The following is a 14,766-nucleotide window of genomic DNA, read 5'->3' on the forward strand; positions in this document are numbered from 1 at the left end:
GGATTCCTCTAGTGATCTAGGCCTGCAAAGGCCGCTGCCGTGTGCGGGAACATTACGATTACCTGCCTCGGGTCACAAGTGAACACAGCAATCTTGCTGACTGGGACTAGCCTCCAAGTGCGTGGCGCTCCTTAGCGCCAGCCGTCGGACCGCCTTGGCCCCGCACTTGTCCCCTCCAGCCCCTAGGGGCCGAGGCTGGCCCGAGGGGCTTTGCAGCATCAGGATGAGAGCCTGCCATCCCGATCGTCAGGAGCGAGGGCGCGCCAATTGGGAAATGCAAGACCTCAGAATCGCACAGCAGCTCAGCAAAGCAGCGGATGGGTAGCGCCCACACTGCGCTTCACATTGATCCAACCTCAACGGCGTGGCTCGCGCCCGGATGGCGGCGTGAGAAAGAGTTCGTTAGGTTTCTTGTGGCTTGCTGAAAGCGTGCCGATTACCGCCGATTGCGGCACATTGGAATGGGAATGCCGGCCCCGTTGTTTACCCCAGTCCTGGGGCTGGGGCCGTTTTGAACTTTCCTTGCATCGTTCAACCCGGTCCATGACCATGTTTAGAGGCATTGCCATCGCGCTATTTGGAATGGGCATCTTTTCGCAGCCTTGACCGAGCGTTCTTCTATGGCCGCCATACCGATGCCGCGCTCAAGCTTGCGCGGGAGATTGGCTGAGGTTTTGGTCTGTAGGCCAGCCGCGCTGCGCTGAAGAACGCTCGGAGCTACTTCTTCAACAGCAGTCCCAACGTTCGCGCCATACGCCTCACCGATCCGGCGTGACGGCCGAGTTCGGCGGCTATCCGCGATGTGCCAACTCCCCGCCGAGCGAGCCTGACTAATCGTCGGACTTCCTGCTCGGCCCATTGCTTTGGCTTCGGTGCTTTCATGGTGAGCGCGACCTGGCAAAAGTCGGAGAGGCTTGCCGCAATATCGAGGTGATGTGGCTGATCGGCCGCCTGGCTCCCGATCATAAGACGATCGCCGATTTCCGGAAGGACAATGGTGCGGCGATCCGGAAGGTTTGTGCGAAGTTCATTGCACTATGCCGGCAAATGGGCCTGTTGCAGACCCCAAGCGTCGCGATCGACGGCAGCAAGTTCAAGGCGGTGAACAACCGCGACCGCAACTTCACGCATGCCAAGATGGCGAGGCGGATGGCGCAGATCGAGGAAAGCGTCGGTCGATATCTGCGTCAACTCGATAGCGCCGATCGGCAGGAGCCATCGGAAGCGATCAGCATCAAGACAAGGATCAAGGAAAAGATCGCTCGGCTGAAGCAGGAGATGAGCCGCCTGGAATTGCTTGATGCGCAGATGCGCAACACGCCGGGTCAACAGATATCGCTCACCGATCCGGATGCCCGTTCGATGGCCACCAGTGGACGCGGATCGGGTGTCGTCGGGTACAATGTCCAGGTCGCGGTGGACACCGAACACCATCTAATTGTTACGCACGAGGTCATAAACGTTGGCAACGATCGTGGGCAGCTTGCTCGGATGTCGAAGCAAGCCAAAGAAGTGCTCGAAGCGGACAAACTCGAGGCGGTCGCCGACCGTGGCTACTTCGACGGAGAAGAGATATTGGCCTGCGAGAAGGCTGGCGTTGCAGTCACCCTGCCCAAGCCCATGACGTCGAACGCCAAGGCGGAGGGCCGGTTCGGCAAACAGGACTTCGCCTACCTGCCTGATGAGGACGTCTACCGCTGCCCATCCGGCCAGCTGCTGCCCTATCACTACACCAACATCGAGCATGGAATGACGCTGCGCCGTTACGGTCGACAGCAGCGTGCCAAGGCTGCGCGATCAAGAGCCAATGTACGCCCTCAAAGGAGCGTCGCATCACGCGTTGGGAGCATGAGCATGTGGTCGAGGAGGTTCAGAGACGGCTCGATTCCAACCCAGACGCCATGCGGACGCGGCGCGAGACGGTCGAGCATCCCTTCGGCACGATCAAAGCCCGCGTGGGTGCGCCCCACTTCCTGATGAAGCGCCTGCGGAATGTCGCCGCCGAGATGGCGCTGCATGTTCTCGCCTATAATCTCACACGAGTGATGAACATCATCGGCAAGCCGAGCCTGATTGCAGCCATCCGCGCTGCCTGAAGAGCGGAAAGTGCGCCCAAAAGCGCAATACCGCCTCGCGATACCCCCTTTGGCCGTCATTGGACGATCCGACGCGAGAACATCGGCGGCCTGCAACGATTGGCGACCACGGCCGCGTTCGACCTATCCGTTTGCACACAACCAAGACCCCAAGCAGACATCACCCAGTCCCTTACAGTTGGACACGTCATCAGCGGCGACACTCTCTGCAGCCAATAGGATCGATGCGCAAAGCCGACAGTTGCCGACCGTGCGGGAGAGGGAGATCTGAGATGCCCCTTGTCCCTGATCCTTTCCGGCTGGTTCGAAGAGGCGAAGTCTGAGGCTGTTCTGTTCGAATGTTCAGGGGCGATGACCGGATCGTCTGCAGGGTCGAATGGTCTGCCCTGCGTGACCGCGCGGCGTCAGACGGAACCTGCAAATGATGTTGCCAGCACGTTTAGACGGGATCGGGCGCCCATCGAGCAGATCGCGAGCGAACAGTACGACGCAGGCAAGCTGAGGCCAGTGATCCAGGGAGGCAACTTACTGCCTCAGGCTGAGCGAATTAGCCCGCAGGGGCGCGTTCCCTTCACTGAAGTGTTCACTTTGTAACACAAGTGATGGGCGCGGGGGGCACACGGGATCAGAGTTCTCCGCGATGAATCCTCGATCCGAATCCTACCGCTCGCTTGGCAAGCTCTGCCGCCATCAGGCAGCTATAACAACGACTCCGGCGGCTAAGCTGGAATTGTTGCAAATGGCTAATGAGTACAAAGCTTTGGCGGATTGGTTGGATCGCCAGTCGCTTATAAGTTCAACTTCGGACCAAAACGCTTCCGGGTAGTTTCCGGCCTGTCACCTGCGGGGCTGGGGCCGTGGTGCTTGGGGGCCGACCTTACCCCCGGTCAACGTCTCGGGGCATTTGACTTTACCTGAAAGGGCGGCGGCCGGCGGCAGGTCGGACGTTACCTGGCGGTTACCGGAAACGCCGCTCATTCCAAGTTCATGCGCGATCAGCTCTACCGCCGGCCCGCAGTCTCCCGGGCTTCACGAAAATCGGCAAGCTGGCAAAGCGGGAGGGAATAGAAGTTGGGTCGTAGCCCGTCAGCAAAGCAACAGGTTTGCCGGCCGCCAGGAGTTTCTCCAGCGGGGGAAAAACCATCTCCCCGGCAAGGTTGACGTCAAGTACAGCGCCGTCCGCTTCGGCAACATATGGCTCCGCGTCAGCGAGCGTGCCGAAGGGACCCAGCGCGTGCAAGCCTGTAGCTTCGATCACCCTGGCACAATCGTCAGCCAGGAAATATTCGTCTTCCACTATCAGAATGTTCTTCATCGGCGCCCTCCGCTATCACAAGATAACTGGGACGCGAGAACAATGTGCCATTTGCCGAAGGTGAGCAAGCCAGTCCGTTTTCTGATGCTCCGGCGATGCCGCTCACACGCCGTTTAGTGCGTCGCGAAGAGACTTGAGGAGAAAGTCTGGCCTCCACGACTTCCCGACGTTGACGGCGTCTCGCAGGACAGGATGGGCTTCGAAGTCGGCCGCAATGTATCCGCTGGCAAGAATGTAGGGCACGGACATCGCCTGTAGCGCTTGCGCGACCGGTGTGACCCATTCCCCTGCCAAATTGACGTCGAGGATGGCCGCGTCGGGACGGCTGGCGTTCAATAGCTCCAGTGCCCCGTCGACGTCGGAGGCCGGCCCGATCACGCGATAACCGGCAGTCGTCAGCTGAGTCTCGAGCTCCAACGCGATGAGGTACTCGTCTTCGACAACCAAGATTCGGGGAGCGTCGTGCACAATGCGTCCCCGGGGTTCAAGCCTCCACAGGCGCGGTGATGTGAACCCGTAAACCGGTTGCCTCATACTTAAGTTCCACGGCGCCGCGTAAGCCTTGCACCGCACTAAGGTCGATCAACTTGGAGCCGAACCCGGAGCGGGCTGGCGGCGTCACTGGCGGGCCGTTTTCTTCTCGCCAATCGATGTGAAGCAGGGATTTTCCCTTCTCTTCTGCGGTGCGCCAGCTCAGGTGGACGAGCCCGCCGGTGCGCGAAAGGGCTCCATACTTCCAGGCGTTGGTGACGAGTTCATGCAGAATGAGGCTCATCGGCACGACTTGGCGCGGCTTGAGACGTACCTGCGGCCCGGCGACCACCCGACATCGCTCCGGACCCGCCGACTTCATTGCCTGCTCGACCAGGGCACTCAGATCGGCTTCGGCGCTCCCGGCCAGCGCGAGCGTCTCCGCTTCGGCCACGGCTTGGAATCGTCCCAAGAAAGAATCGCGATATTCCTTCGCCGTCCGGCCTTCCACATCGGTCTGATTGGCAAGAGAGCGCACGATTGCCAAAAGATTTTTCATCCGGTGGCGCGTTTCCGCGAGGAGAATGTCTTTTTGGGCGTCGCCACGCCGCCGGTCGGTCACGTCCTCAAACAGGATCAGTACGCTGGTGCTATTGTTATCGGGGTGAACCAGCCGACGGGCGCTGACCAGCATTGTTCGGGGCCCGATGGTCGGAAAATTGGCTGCCACTTCGTAGCCGACGATAGCGGTAGACCGGGGAATGATCTCGCCGACGAGGCGCCTTAGTTCAGGTATGTCCCATTGACCGTTGCCGAGGTCGAACAGGCTGCGTCCCACCGTGTCGTCCCGTCCGACCCTGAAGGTTTCGTAAAACCCGCGATTGGCCGTCAGAACACACCCGCCCTGATCCAGCACCAGCAGGGGTTCCTCGAGGGTATCGACGATCCCTTGCGCCTGGACGTGTTCGCTGCGCAGAAGCCGGTACAAGTCTTCAAGATTCATCTGGCCGCTCACCTCTGCAGGTTCCACTACGGTAATACAGGGTGACCTCATTCACAAATGAAAATGGGTAAGTTAGTTTGGCGAAGTGCTACCGAAGCTTGCCCAGTCCTTTCCTCCGGTTCCAGCTTTGGCGCGTTGAAATTCAGATGATCGTCTCAGCGTCGAGTGTCTTGGTTCAAGCTGGACAAGAAGTTTGGCTTCGCTGAACTGGTGGGCGGCATGGGCGATGCCTTTCTCCATGTCTCGGTCCTGAAAGCTGCTGGTTATGTGACCGTCCCAGCAGGAACCACGATCCGCGCTCGCTTGGAAATTCAGGCGGACCGGCGGCGACTTGTTGAAGTGATTTCGATCGATACCAGCACCGTCGTAAGGGCGAGCCCGCGCCAATCAAGAGCAAAAATGCGAAATGATGCTCAGAACGTCGTGACGCCTCCCTGCAATGCGTTCAGAGCATCTTCGAGCGCTTCCCCGCAATCGCTCAAAGTAGACGAGGTGCTAAAACCTTCCTTTGCGGCGGTTAATCCTTTTGAGCCATTCCTGAAGAGTTCCGGCACAGGCGCGAAACATAACCTTGTCTATGAAGGGAGCACGCTTGGGTCATCACAGCCCGGACCCTGGCTACTATCTGTGATGAGAACGCCATAGCGCTCCCGCCCTCTCGAACACGGGAGTCGCCATGTTGACGCGGCGTCGTTTCAAACAGACTCAATCCCTGGAAGAGCGGCTTGCCGAAGAGGCAAAGCGTTTGCGCGAACAAGCTACGCTTATTCCGCCCGGGCGTCTACGCGAGTAGGTCATTCGGAAGGCTCGCCAATGCGAGACAGGGTCGCACAAGCGAGTGGCTACAATCGCCTGGACTAAAGCCGCCCGAGTGAGGCGTTTCAGCCAGCAACTGTCGCCCTGAGTGCGCGTTGACCCTTCACGGCAGAGTCGTTCGGTCATGAGTTTACTATCGTCGAGGTGACCTCGGTTTCAGGGTCAGCGACGGAGATATGGCTTGCCCTTGCTAAGCCAAACCAGGCGTCACGCTGGTCCTCGCAGCTAGGTTGGACAGCGCAAGTTCTACCTACTCTTCTTTCTGAAAAACAGCAGAGAATCTTTGAAGAAGTCAACCTCAAGCCAGGTGACGTTTACAAACTTTCCTCGGAATGAGAATGCGTCCTAGGCGACCCTATTTATCGGGATGTCTTCCTATCGCCCAGAGCTGTCCTGCCGCACAACGCTTCGACAGTTTTTGATCCGAGCCGGAAGTCGTCCTTCAGGAACAGCGCGGTTATGATCGCGAAGATCTGTAAGCTCGAAATAAACAGTCTTTGAACTGGCTGTTCGGCTGGGGTTCAGATCAACCTTTTAAGGTCTCCGTCCAGGAACTGAAGGTTAGTGAACACATAAACGTAGTTGCCAGCCGTGGATCCGACTCCACGCCGCCGCGTAATCTACGCACGATGGAGGAGACGCTATGAGGAAGTTTCTTATTTCGGCTACGCGCAAGTATGCGCTCGGCGCCGCAGCAGCAACTGCTCTTTTCGTAATGCCGATCTCCGCCTTTTCCCAATCCATTGAGTTTGGACCGGGAGGCGTCCGAGTGTACGACGGTCGAGGGGGGCGGCAATGCGAGGAATTGCGGCGTGCCTGCGAAAACAAGGACATCTTAGGGGAGCGGGGCGAAGGAAATTGCCGCAGATACCGGGAGACTTGCCAACGACCAGTTCGGAGGGATGTCTGCGGCGAACTGAGACAAGCCTGCCTCTATAAGAACGAGTTGGGCGAACGAGGCGAAGGAAATTGCCGTAGGTATCGCGAGACTTGTCGAGGTCGCATGTAAGGCCAATCTTCGACGTTGCAGAGGCGTGGCACCGGTCGGCACCGACCCATGCACCTGTCGTCTCGAGGGCCGATCGATCGCAAGTAGCGCACGTGATCCGGTTGCAGCCTGCTTCCAGCGAGGCAACCATGCAGCATTGGACATTACATGCGCTGGCGTGGGGGTTAGCCGTCCTAGGGTTGGCGGCTGTCATTTCCATGGCTCTGTAGGTGCGTCTCAACTAATGAATTGCGGTGGCTTGCCGCTCTCGAAATCGGGCCTGACCTCAGCCCCTCGAATGCCGCAGCCGGCGCAGACGAAGCGTGGCTCGATATCAGACAGGCGCATCTCATCAGGCCAGCGATCTCCCCTCAGAGCGACGTGATGGCCGCAATGGCAGTAAACCAAGACCTCGCGCAAGCCCATCGGGCGCAGCTCACCGAACGTAAACGGGGTAGTGTCGAGGGAGCTTTGCACTTGGCTCAATCGATCGCAGTGTCGGCACGTGCGGAATCGAGGGGGGCGGGTCGAGTGCGGAATCAAAGGTTAGTTTTCCAAGAATTAACCTAAGCTAACCCACCAGCCGGACATTCCTAACATACTTTGGACCTTCATCAATTTTCGTTGCCGCTTCCGCAACCCTTGCCGCCCCGTCACATTGAGGAACATGCGCTTAGGCGCACGGCTATCCAGTCCATAGCCCGAGCGGCCCCAGCCCTGGGTCATTGATCCAGGCCTGGGGTCGTTCTTCTGCCGAACACCAGGTGATCTCCATCAAAGTGGGGACATGCGTGCGGCTGCCCGCGGGAGGATCAGACGTCCGGAGTCGACCACGTCGGCCCAACGTAGAGGTCGCGGACGCAAAGAGACCCTACAGCGCGCCGGCAATCATGCTCTGCTCGTCACGGTCGCTGCCTCGCTGCTGCCCCATGCCATGAAGCGGCTGTTCGACCAGACCCGGCCCAACCGCAGGACGGTGATTGGCCACCTCCATGGCGTTCCATTCTCCGGAAAACGGGAAGGCGCGTTCCCTTCGGGCCACGCGATGCATATGGGAGCCGGCGACCTTCGCTCCTGAGGTCAGCGGTGATGTGACGGTGATGCCTGCTGCCTGCGCGCGCTTCATGCAGCCCGTAACCAGCAATCTCCAGTAGGCCGCCAACGGACCTTCCATAGGCGTCGCTAATTTTGAAGGCCGGAAAAATCGTGCCCCGATGCATGTGAAAGGCGCCAAACGGGCCGACTTCCTTAGGACTTGCCCTAAGACCTTGACAGCTCTTCTCTCGCTCCGTAAACCATCTATGTGGATGGTGAATGGATGGTTGTTCCATGGCAGACAACGTTCGCGAACTCCGGCCGAAGCCTTCGGACAGCGAAAAAATCACCATCAATCTTGGCTATGTCGATCTTGGTCAGGTCGACCTGATGGTGCAGGAGGGTTTCTATTCGAACCGCACCGATTTCATCCGCACGGCAATCCGCAACCAGTTGGAGCGGCATGCCGACATCCTGAAGAAGTCCGCCACCCGAAAAAGTTTGGATCTGGGTTTGAGGCACTTCAGCCGCGAAGATCTCGAAGCGGCGCGGCAAGCCCGCGAAATGCTCCACATCAACGTCTTGGGCCTTGCTAGCATCGCTCAAGATGTCACGCCCGAGCTTGCTCGCGCCGCGATTGCGTCGGTCTACGTCCTGGGCGCTTTGCAGGCCAGTCCGGCGGTCAAGGCCGCCCTCGCCGATAGAACGCGGTGAACACGATGCTGAGACAGGACTTGATTGGAGAAGCCACGCGCCTGACGCGTGCTGGTCGGCTCGTCGAGGCTACCGCACTGCTGCAACGCATGCTGCGCGGCGGAGGTGCGCCAGGCCCGAATTCGCGCAATGCCCAGCCCACCCTTGAAGAGCCGACAATCATCGACGGGCAGGCCAATGTTATCGAGGAGAACAACGGGCCGGACGTGACGCCGGCGCAAGCCCACATGCTCGGCGAGTTGCTTGACCGCGCAACGCAGCGCGGTGGGTTTGCATTGCGGGGTGTAACTGCGCGCAAGCCGCCCTCGCCGGCAGATGTCGTGCCTGACGGCACACGATTCATCGAAGGTAGCTACAGCAATCCAGCGGGAAGTCGTGCCTACAAGCTCTTCATCCCGAGCCGCCATAAGGACCAACCCCTTCCCTTGATCGTGATGCTGCACGGCTGCACCCAATCCCCGGACGATTTCGCCGCTGGTACGAGGATGAACTTCATCGCTGAGCAAAAAACCTGCTTTGTGGTCTATCCGGCGCAGCGCAGCGAGGCAAACCGCGCGAAATGCTGGAATTGGTTTCGCGCAGCCGACCAGCAGCGGGGCAGGGGTGAACCCTCGATCATTGCGGGGATCACTCGTCAGGTCATGCGCGATTTTCCGGTTGATAAGGATCGTGTCTATGTCGGTGGACTATCGGCCGGAGCTGCCGCTGCTGCTGTCATGGGTAACACCTATAAAGATCTGTACGCAGCAATTGGCGTACATTCTGGACTTGCTTGCGGCGCCGCCACTGACCTTCCTTCTGCGTTGGTCGCCATGCGACAAGGCGGGGGATCCAATCGCTGGGCTGTTGTTGGTGACGGGCCACCTGTCCCGACCATTGTTTTTCACGGCGATCACGACACAATCGTTCATCCCAACAATGGTGATCAAATTCTTGAGCAGTCTGTACGAGCCATGCGGCTGCAAAAGAAAATTGACCGCGGCCAGGTACCTGGAGGCCATGCCTACACCTGCACGATCCTCAGCGACGCGAGCGGGCGCGGAATATTGGAGCACTGGAATATCCACGGCGCAGGACACTCATGGTCCGGAGGCAGCCCTGCTGGCTCCTACACTGATCCGAAAGGACCGGACGCAACGAGGGAAATGATGCGTTTTTTTCCTCGGGCATTCGCTCGCGCAGCGATCAGGGTAGCGGCCGTCCGCTCATGGGCCCGATGGCGAAGTTCGGTTTGGCTCAGATATGGTCTTTTGATCGGGGCACACCGGAAGTGACACGGCGCCGTTCAAACCGGCGCTTTTGACCCGTTGCGGAAGTCACGCCTAGCTAGCCTTCTTCCGCTGGGTGACTAGGTATCGCAGCAGCCGCTGCATGCCGAGACCGGCAAGAACGGGGAGCGCCACGAACTCTGGCAGCAGACAAAGTGCGCAGAGCCACGGGTTCACTTGCTTGCGCGGTCGGACGGTCAGGCCATTGACGATGAGCGGTGCTGAAGCAATTTGATCGTCGGTGAGCGACTTCGGTACGTCTCGTACCGGTGGTTCAGGGCTGAGCATAACTTCAACTTACCACGGGCCTTTCTAACAGCGGTTCACGACTTCACGATCCAATCCTCGGATGGCCTTCAGGGACGATTAACCAAAATGCTGACGGTGACTGCGGTTGGACGAGTGAGCGCGCGTCGAGAAATGCGGTTCGCAAATTCGACGCCGCAGACCGGGAAAGGGGTCAGGGCGCGCCTCGCACGTTGCGAAAGCCCCGAAGCCCACTACTCAATTTTTTGGGATGAACCAAGCGTTTGCCGATCAGACAGCGGCAGAGCCTCGGTCCCAGCTCGTTTTTCGATCCTGAAAAACCTCCAGGCTGGGGACCGATGTGGTCTACAGCGGCGAAAGCCGTTCCATCAGTACCAGCCCACCTTGAAACAGAGGCCACACCAACCAGCGAGCGCGATTATAGCGGCGATGTTGATGTACTTCTGCACCGTCTGCATCACTTGTCGTAGTCAAAGGCTCGGCCACACGAGCTTTCTAAGCCGACCAACGATCTTGCTCTTCCTGATAGGCTTGCTCGTTGAGCCGCTCAGCGATCTCCCCCGCAAGCTGTTCCGTCTCGGCAGAGGCGACCGGCTCGCCTTTTTGGTTCTTGAGCTTTTCCCTGTGCACTTCGATTGGGAAATCGTCCGGTGTCAGTGGGGGATCTTTGTTCATGGCGACCTCAGGGGTTGTTTGGTGCTGTAACCCAGCCGATCGTTGATAGTTGCTCGCGAGGGACGCCTGAGAGATCGGCGGCGAAATCCTCAATGACCCGCCGCGCCTCTGCGAGCCGGGACGGTCTTGGCTCTCTTACCTCGCTCTGCTTCACGGCCTCGACCATGGTCCGACTGAGCGCCTCTTTGATTCAATCAAGGACAGTCCCTAGCAGTTCGCCCGCGTCGTTCGAATCCGTGAGCGCCCACCAGCCCTTGCGCGCGAGCTACGGCTGGACAAGCCGGCTCCAACACTGATGTCGCGAAGCGAGGCAGGCCGTCACGCTAGAGCCCGACGCGCGGAGGGCAGGCTTTCGCCGCGACCAAGGTGAGCAACCTTCACGCCCCCGCCTTTCGGATAGACTTGTGGTCACGTCACCGGTCGTGCTGTTTCCTTCACCGCCTGGGCTGTTGTCGCCATGCCGGCGGCATAGGCGGCTCCTGCGCCGAGGAGAAGCGAACAGAAACTTGCAAACATCACATACGCGAAGTGTTTGCGAGCTGCATCGATCTGGGCCGGCGTCGCAGGTCGGCCCGTTGCACCGACAGTGTCCCGTCCCGTGTTGTTGGACCAATAGGCGACGCGGGCGCTGGCTGTATATGACGGACCGACCAGGTTGCTGGCGATGCTGGTCGCGGACGCCGGCATCATCGCTGCCGCACCAACCACGACGACGGTCGCGACCGCCCAAGCGGCAAGTGCGTGGCCGACGCGGCCGAGCCCGGTCTGGTCCGGCGAATTGGCTGCGGCAACCGCACCGCCAAGAAACGCGGCGATGATTCCCGACACTGCCCACCACACGAAAGCGGCCCAGCTGGCGCCAGCAGGCGCCGACGCGGCCGTGGGAATGTCGATGGCGAGCAGACCGACGCCCAGGCCCAGCATGGTCAGCAAGATCTGGACGACCAATGACGTAAATACTCCGGCCAGTACGGCCGACCAGGTCCAACCAAAGAACGGGTTGGCTATTGTACGTGTGCCCATAGCGAGTCCTCCACGAACTTTGTTTCGTGTTCCAACGCTCCCTCGAATTTTCCGTTCCTGGGACAGGAACTCCGGAGGCGTTCGCGTTTTGGTTCGCACAAGGTAGAAGAAGGCCGGATACCATGACACTTGGTAGAGGTGCCCTATTGTGGCTGTTCGGTATTCCCCTCCCTGTCATCCTGCTGCTTGCGCTGTTCTGGCGTTAGCTTGCGGATCGGAGAGAAGGGCGCAGCCTTAGCTGAGCCAGGAACGTTGCTTGCGCTGATATCTTTGCGGGGTCTTTGATCCCGCTTCGAGCGATTTTGATGATTGTCTTCGCCACCAATTCCGTGAGCGGATCGTCGCGATCCTTCACACAAAGGGTGCGCAACGTTTGCTCGTAAGCCTTTGTAATACAGGCAATCTGCTTCGGCGCCATACTGTCGGTTTGCAAATGCAAGTAGATGGCCATGTCTCGCCCTCCAGCACGCCTATGAGGTCGCACAATACCATGGAACCGGAGCTTAGCGGGAACTGGCCGTCATTCGTTCTCCTAACACCGTGACCCCCGTGCGGCAGGTCAAGGTATTTGGTCCTACGAGAACAGAACAAGTCCGAAAAAGCCTGATCCACTTTTAGAAATCAGTGGGAACTTCCAACCATGCAGGGCCATCAACCGGCGTGCTGGCACATTGCCCCGGGCTGCCGAAATGAAATCTGAGCCAAGGACTTATCTGCGCAACGAGCTGATCGAATGAGCGCGATTTCCGCTGTTGGCCCTTAGCCGTCCTGCGCCACCCACGCATTTGCCACGCAGCATTGCACACGCAATGGGTATAACCATCGAAAACAGGATACTCTCGCCTCATCGTCCTCGAGCTTGATGAGGATCGAATGAAGCGGCGGGAGTTCATAGCGGGCACCGCGGCAATACTCGTTTCGCCAAGGTGTTCGGAGGCGCAGGGACGCCTCGGCGAATTGGTTTCCTCGGCGCTTGGGCGGATGAGCCGGCTCGCGACCCAGTTCACGCCGCGTGGCTCAGCGGCTTGCGCGAGAAGGGCTGGATCGAGGGCAAGAACCTGCTTATCGAATATCGTTATGCCCGGGATCGACTGCCAGCTTTAGCCGCCGGGTTGATCGCTCTAACTCCGGATCTGCTAATTGCCTCCGGGCCCGCAGCAGCACTAGCCCTGAAATCGGCAACTGTTACCATTCCGGTTGTATTCGTGGCTGTGTTTGACCCCGTGGGGCTCGGCCTCGTCCGAAGCCCTCCGCGAACTGGTCCCTGGCGCCTCGAAGGTTGCGATCCTAGTCAATCCGGACAACCCCATGCACCGCTTGGCATTAGCCGAGGAGATACCCCGCACAGCGCGAGCTAGGCTTGGCTCTGCCGATTGTTGAGGCAACCAAGGCCGAAGAACTCGACACCGCCTTTGCCTCGGCCTCCGCCCAGCGCGCCGCTGCGATCATTGTCCTTGGCGATTATTTGACTGTTTTCGAGTCTCCGCGAGTTATCGCACTTGCGGCCCAACACCAACTGCCCGCGATTCATCTCTTCCGGCAATTCGCCAAGGGCGGATTGGTCGTCTACAGTCCTGATTTAGCCGACATCTGGCGTCGTGCAGGCAGCTATCTCGATAAGATCCTCAAAGGCAACATGCCTGCCGATCTGCCGGTAGAGCAGCCAACCAAACTCGAGCTAGTAATCAACATGAAGACTGCCAAGGCGCTCGGCCTCACTGTGCCGCCCTCGCTGCTCGGCCGTGCTGACGAGGTGATCGAATGACACGCAGTTTGCTGCGATGCATGAGTCCGGAAGTGGCCCATAGGCGACCTTCGATCATGTCTGCTGTTTGTGCCGCTGTTGAACGATGAGCGGACATCTGGAGCGCCCGAACTAAGCGCGTGAACACGCTCCAGATCGCCGATTGCTGGGAGGTTCGCTTTCGGGGTTGATGGGCGGTACAGCACGACAAGACCGGCTTAAACGCAGACCAAATCACTGCTCAATTGCTGAATTCAGTACTTCACTTAACCCAATGCTTCTGTTTGCCCCGGTAGCCGCACATACGTGCCACTCTCATGCAGCTCCAGCCAGCCGCGCTCCTGCGCCAACGCGACTGCGGCGCTGAACTGTTGACCCGTGCCGCCCTGTTTAAGGAAAGGCACATTGATCAGCTCAATGACGATCCGTCCGTCCTGTACGGGTTTAATGCCGCTGGCGATCTCGACAAGCTTTCCAGCGGCGACTTCCGATCAGCTAAGGGGCGGGCAGCGGTGTGTTTCATGGCGGACAATCGAAATATTGAGTCGCCGTGAAAGACCAAGCACGTGTGCGGTGTCAGCCAATATGAAGCTACTTCGGCTTCTGCTTGTCTGCCAACTCGCGAGCGGCCAAGCTAAGCTCCAGCTCTCTGAGCTGTTCGACCAACTCCTCTACTATCTCCTCGTAGTCAGATCGCGACAGGGAGTGTATGCCGCGCGATGTCATCTGGCTTCGTAGAATAGTTGCCATCATGGCTTTGACGCTTATGACCTGTCGCTCAAAAAGCTAATCGTCATAAAAACAATCGGAAGTAGAAGCCAAACACTGGGGGTGCGCAATCTCCGTAGAATTACGGCCATGGCGGACCATTGCAGTGCAAATACGGCATGCTCAACGACCACTTTAGCCGCGCGCTTCGACATTGAGCCCGAAAGAACGCAATGGATTGCGCCCATTGTGATTGACGCGCGATTGAAACCGCAGCGAAAGCCGATCGAGATTCGGAAAGTAAAATTGGTTCAGAGCTATAACTATAATGACTCCGACGCAAAAATAGAAAATAGGGTGCAAAAAACAAAAAATGAATGGGAGGAGTAGGTGGATACTGTGAGTCGCCTGCGCGCGATGGCATCGCTGTGCCGTCAGACTGCCGCGCATCACCCCGATAGAAGTTGGAAACTGCTCGCCGAAGCTGAGTATTGGGAGCATTTAGCCAACGATGCGCTGCACGATCACTCGTGCGCATCTGCTTTCCCGCTCCTAGCAATCGGAGATGATGCGAACACCACGCAATCGGCGCCCAGTATGGCGGTATGAGCGTTTCGGTTATTTTCTGTTCTGGCCGGAGGGA

At 58.8% G+C, this 14,766-nt stretch carries 13 protein-coding genes and 2 pseudogenes; 9 read left to right on the forward strand and 6 right to left on the reverse strand.

Annotated features, from left to right (window positions below; genetic code table 11):
* Positions 1-909: 909 nt before the first annotated feature.
* Positions 910-2,096, forward strand: a pseudogene (locus ABIA45_RS38550) (IS1182 family transposase); the annotation flags it as partial.
* A gap of 279 nt (positions 2,097-2,375) precedes the next feature.
* Positions 2,376-2,690 (forward strand): hypothetical protein, encoded by a 315-nt coding sequence (locus tag ABIA45_RS38555; protein WP_404655523.1) that lies wholly within the window; start codon positions 2,376-2,378, stop codon positions 2,688-2,690.
* A gap of 391 nt (positions 2,691-3,081) precedes the next feature.
* On the opposite strand, the gene ABIA45_RS38560 is transcribed toward ABIA45_RS38555, so the two are convergent.
* The 3 genes from ABIA45_RS38560 to ABIA45_RS38570 form a co-directional block, all read right to left on the reverse strand.
* Complete coding sequence (locus ABIA45_RS38560; RefSeq protein WP_404655524.1) at positions 3,082-3,411, reverse strand: response regulator; 330 nt, start codon at positions 3,409-3,411, stop codon at positions 3,082-3,084.
* Positions 3,412-3,513: 102 nt separating this feature from the next.
* Entirely contained in the window at positions 3,514-3,858 is a 345-nt protein-coding gene (locus ABIA45_RS38565) for a response regulator (protein ID WP_404655525.1), read from the reverse strand.
* Positions 3,859-3,895: 37 nt separating this feature from the next.
* The gene (locus tag ABIA45_RS38570; protein ID WP_404655526.1) at positions 3,896-4,885 is read right to left on the reverse strand and encodes a sensor histidine kinase; all 990 of its coding nucleotides are present in this window, start codon (positions 4,883-4,885) and stop codon (positions 3,896-3,898) included.
* A gap of 165 nt (positions 4,886-5,050) precedes the next feature.
* On the opposite strand from ABIA45_RS38570, the gene ABIA45_RS38575 reads away from it, so the two are divergent.
* The 4 genes and pseudogenes from ABIA45_RS38575 to ABIA45_RS38590 all read left to right on the forward strand — a co-directional run bounded on the left by ABIA45_RS38575 (position 5,051) and on the right by ABIA45_RS38590 (position 9,712).
* Positions 5,051-5,530, forward strand: a complete 480-nt coding sequence (locus ABIA45_RS38575) for a cold-shock protein (RefSeq protein ID WP_404655528.1) — start codon at positions 5,051-5,053, stop codon at positions 5,528-5,530.
* Positions 5,531-7,566: 2,036 nt separating this feature from the next.
* Positions 7,567-7,749 (forward strand): annotated as a pseudogene (locus ABIA45_RS38580) (phosphatase PAP2 family protein); the annotation flags it as partial.
* A gap of 269 nt (positions 7,750-8,018) precedes the next feature.
* Positions 8,019-8,438, forward strand: a complete 420-nt coding sequence (locus ABIA45_RS38585) for a CopG family transcriptional regulator (RefSeq protein ID WP_225125419.1) — start codon at positions 8,019-8,021, stop codon at positions 8,436-8,438.
* A gap of 5 nt (positions 8,439-8,443) precedes the next feature.
* On the forward strand, positions 8,444-9,712 hold the full coding sequence (locus tag ABIA45_RS38590; RefSeq protein ID WP_404655529.1) for an alpha/beta hydrolase family esterase: 1,269 nt from the start codon (positions 8,444-8,446) through the stop codon (positions 9,710-9,712).
* A 756-nt stretch (positions 9,713-10,468) separates the two neighbouring features.
* Here ABIA45_RS38590 and ABIA45_RS38595 read toward each other — a convergent pair.
* The 3 genes from ABIA45_RS38595 to ABIA45_RS38605 all read right to left on the reverse strand — a co-directional run bounded on the left by ABIA45_RS38595 (position 10,469) and on the right by ABIA45_RS38605 (position 12,122).
* A complete protein-coding gene (locus tag ABIA45_RS38595) occupies positions 10,469-10,648 on the reverse strand; it encodes a hypothetical protein (RefSeq protein WP_036031726.1) in 180 nt (59 codons plus the stop codon).
* A gap of 408 nt (positions 10,649-11,056) precedes the next feature.
* Positions 11,057-11,671 (reverse strand): hypothetical protein, encoded by a 615-nt coding sequence (locus ABIA45_RS38600; RefSeq protein WP_404655531.1) that lies wholly within the window; start codon positions 11,669-11,671, stop codon positions 11,057-11,059.
* Positions 11,672-11,873: 202 nt separating this feature from the next.
* The gene (locus ABIA45_RS38605) at positions 11,874-12,122 is read right to left on the reverse strand and encodes a hypothetical protein (protein WP_225125349.1); all 249 of its coding nucleotides are present in this window, start codon (positions 12,120-12,122) and stop codon (positions 11,874-11,876) included.
* A 475-nt stretch (positions 12,123-12,597) separates the two neighbouring features.
* Here ABIA45_RS38605 and ABIA45_RS38610 point away from each other — a divergent pair, with 475 nt between their 5' ends.
* From ABIA45_RS38610 to ABIA45_RS38620, 3 genes are all read left to right on the forward strand, one after another.
* Positions 12,598-13,029, forward strand: a complete 432-nt coding sequence (locus ABIA45_RS38610) for an ABC transporter substrate binding protein (RefSeq protein ID WP_225174707.1) — start codon at positions 12,598-12,600, stop codon at positions 13,027-13,029.
* A gap of 2 nt (positions 13,030-13,031) precedes the next feature.
* Positions 13,032-13,436 carry an ABC transporter substrate binding protein gene (locus ABIA45_RS38615; RefSeq protein WP_225174708.1) on the forward strand — a complete coding sequence of 135 codons (405 nt, stop codon included), beginning with the start codon at positions 13,032-13,034 and terminating at the stop codon, positions 13,434-13,436.
* A gap of 296 nt (positions 13,437-13,732) precedes the next feature.
* Complete coding sequence (locus ABIA45_RS38620) at positions 13,733-13,969, forward strand: hypothetical protein (protein ID WP_404655533.1); 237 nt, start codon at positions 13,733-13,735, stop codon at positions 13,967-13,969.
* Positions 13,970-14,766: the final 797 nt, after the last annotated feature.

The sequence above is a fragment of the Bradyrhizobium sp. USDA 336 genome, assembly GCF_044908355.1.
Taxonomy (GTDB): Bacteria; Pseudomonadota; Alphaproteobacteria; order Rhizobiales; family Xanthobacteraceae; genus Bradyrhizobium; species Bradyrhizobium yuanmingense.

Bases quoted from the DNA above. Each gene is read 5' to 3' on its own strand.
- ABIA45_RS38560 (WP_404655524.1), bottom strand. From the start codon at position 3,411: ATGAAGAACATTCTGATAGTGGAAGACGAATATTTCCTGGCTGACGAT.
- ABIA45_RS38570 (WP_404655526.1), bottom strand. From the start codon at position 4,885: ATGAATCTTGAAGACTTGTACCGGCTTCTGCGCAGCGAACACGTCCAG.
- ABIA45_RS38585 (WP_225125419.1), top strand. From the start codon at position 8,019: ATGGCAGACAACGTTCGCGAACTCCGGCCGAAGCCTTCGGACAGCGAA.
- ABIA45_RS38590 (WP_404655529.1), top strand. From the start codon at position 8,444: ATGCTGAGACAGGACTTGATTGGAGAAGCCACGCGCCTGACGCGTGCT.
- ABIA45_RS38595 (WP_036031726.1), bottom strand. From the start codon at position 10,648: ATGAACAAAGATCCCCCACTGACACCGGACGATTTCCCAATCGAAGTG.
- ABIA45_RS38600 (WP_404655531.1), bottom strand. From the start codon at position 11,671: ATGGGCACACGTACAATAGCCAACCCGTTCTTTGGTTGGACCTGGTCG.
- ABIA45_RS38605 (WP_225125349.1), bottom strand. From the start codon at position 12,122: ATGGCCATCTACTTGCATTTGCAAACCGACAGTATGGCGCCGAAGCAG.
- ABIA45_RS38620 (WP_404655533.1), top strand. From the start codon at position 13,733: ATGCAGCTCCAGCCAGCCGCGCTCCTGCGCCAACGCGACTGCGGCGCT.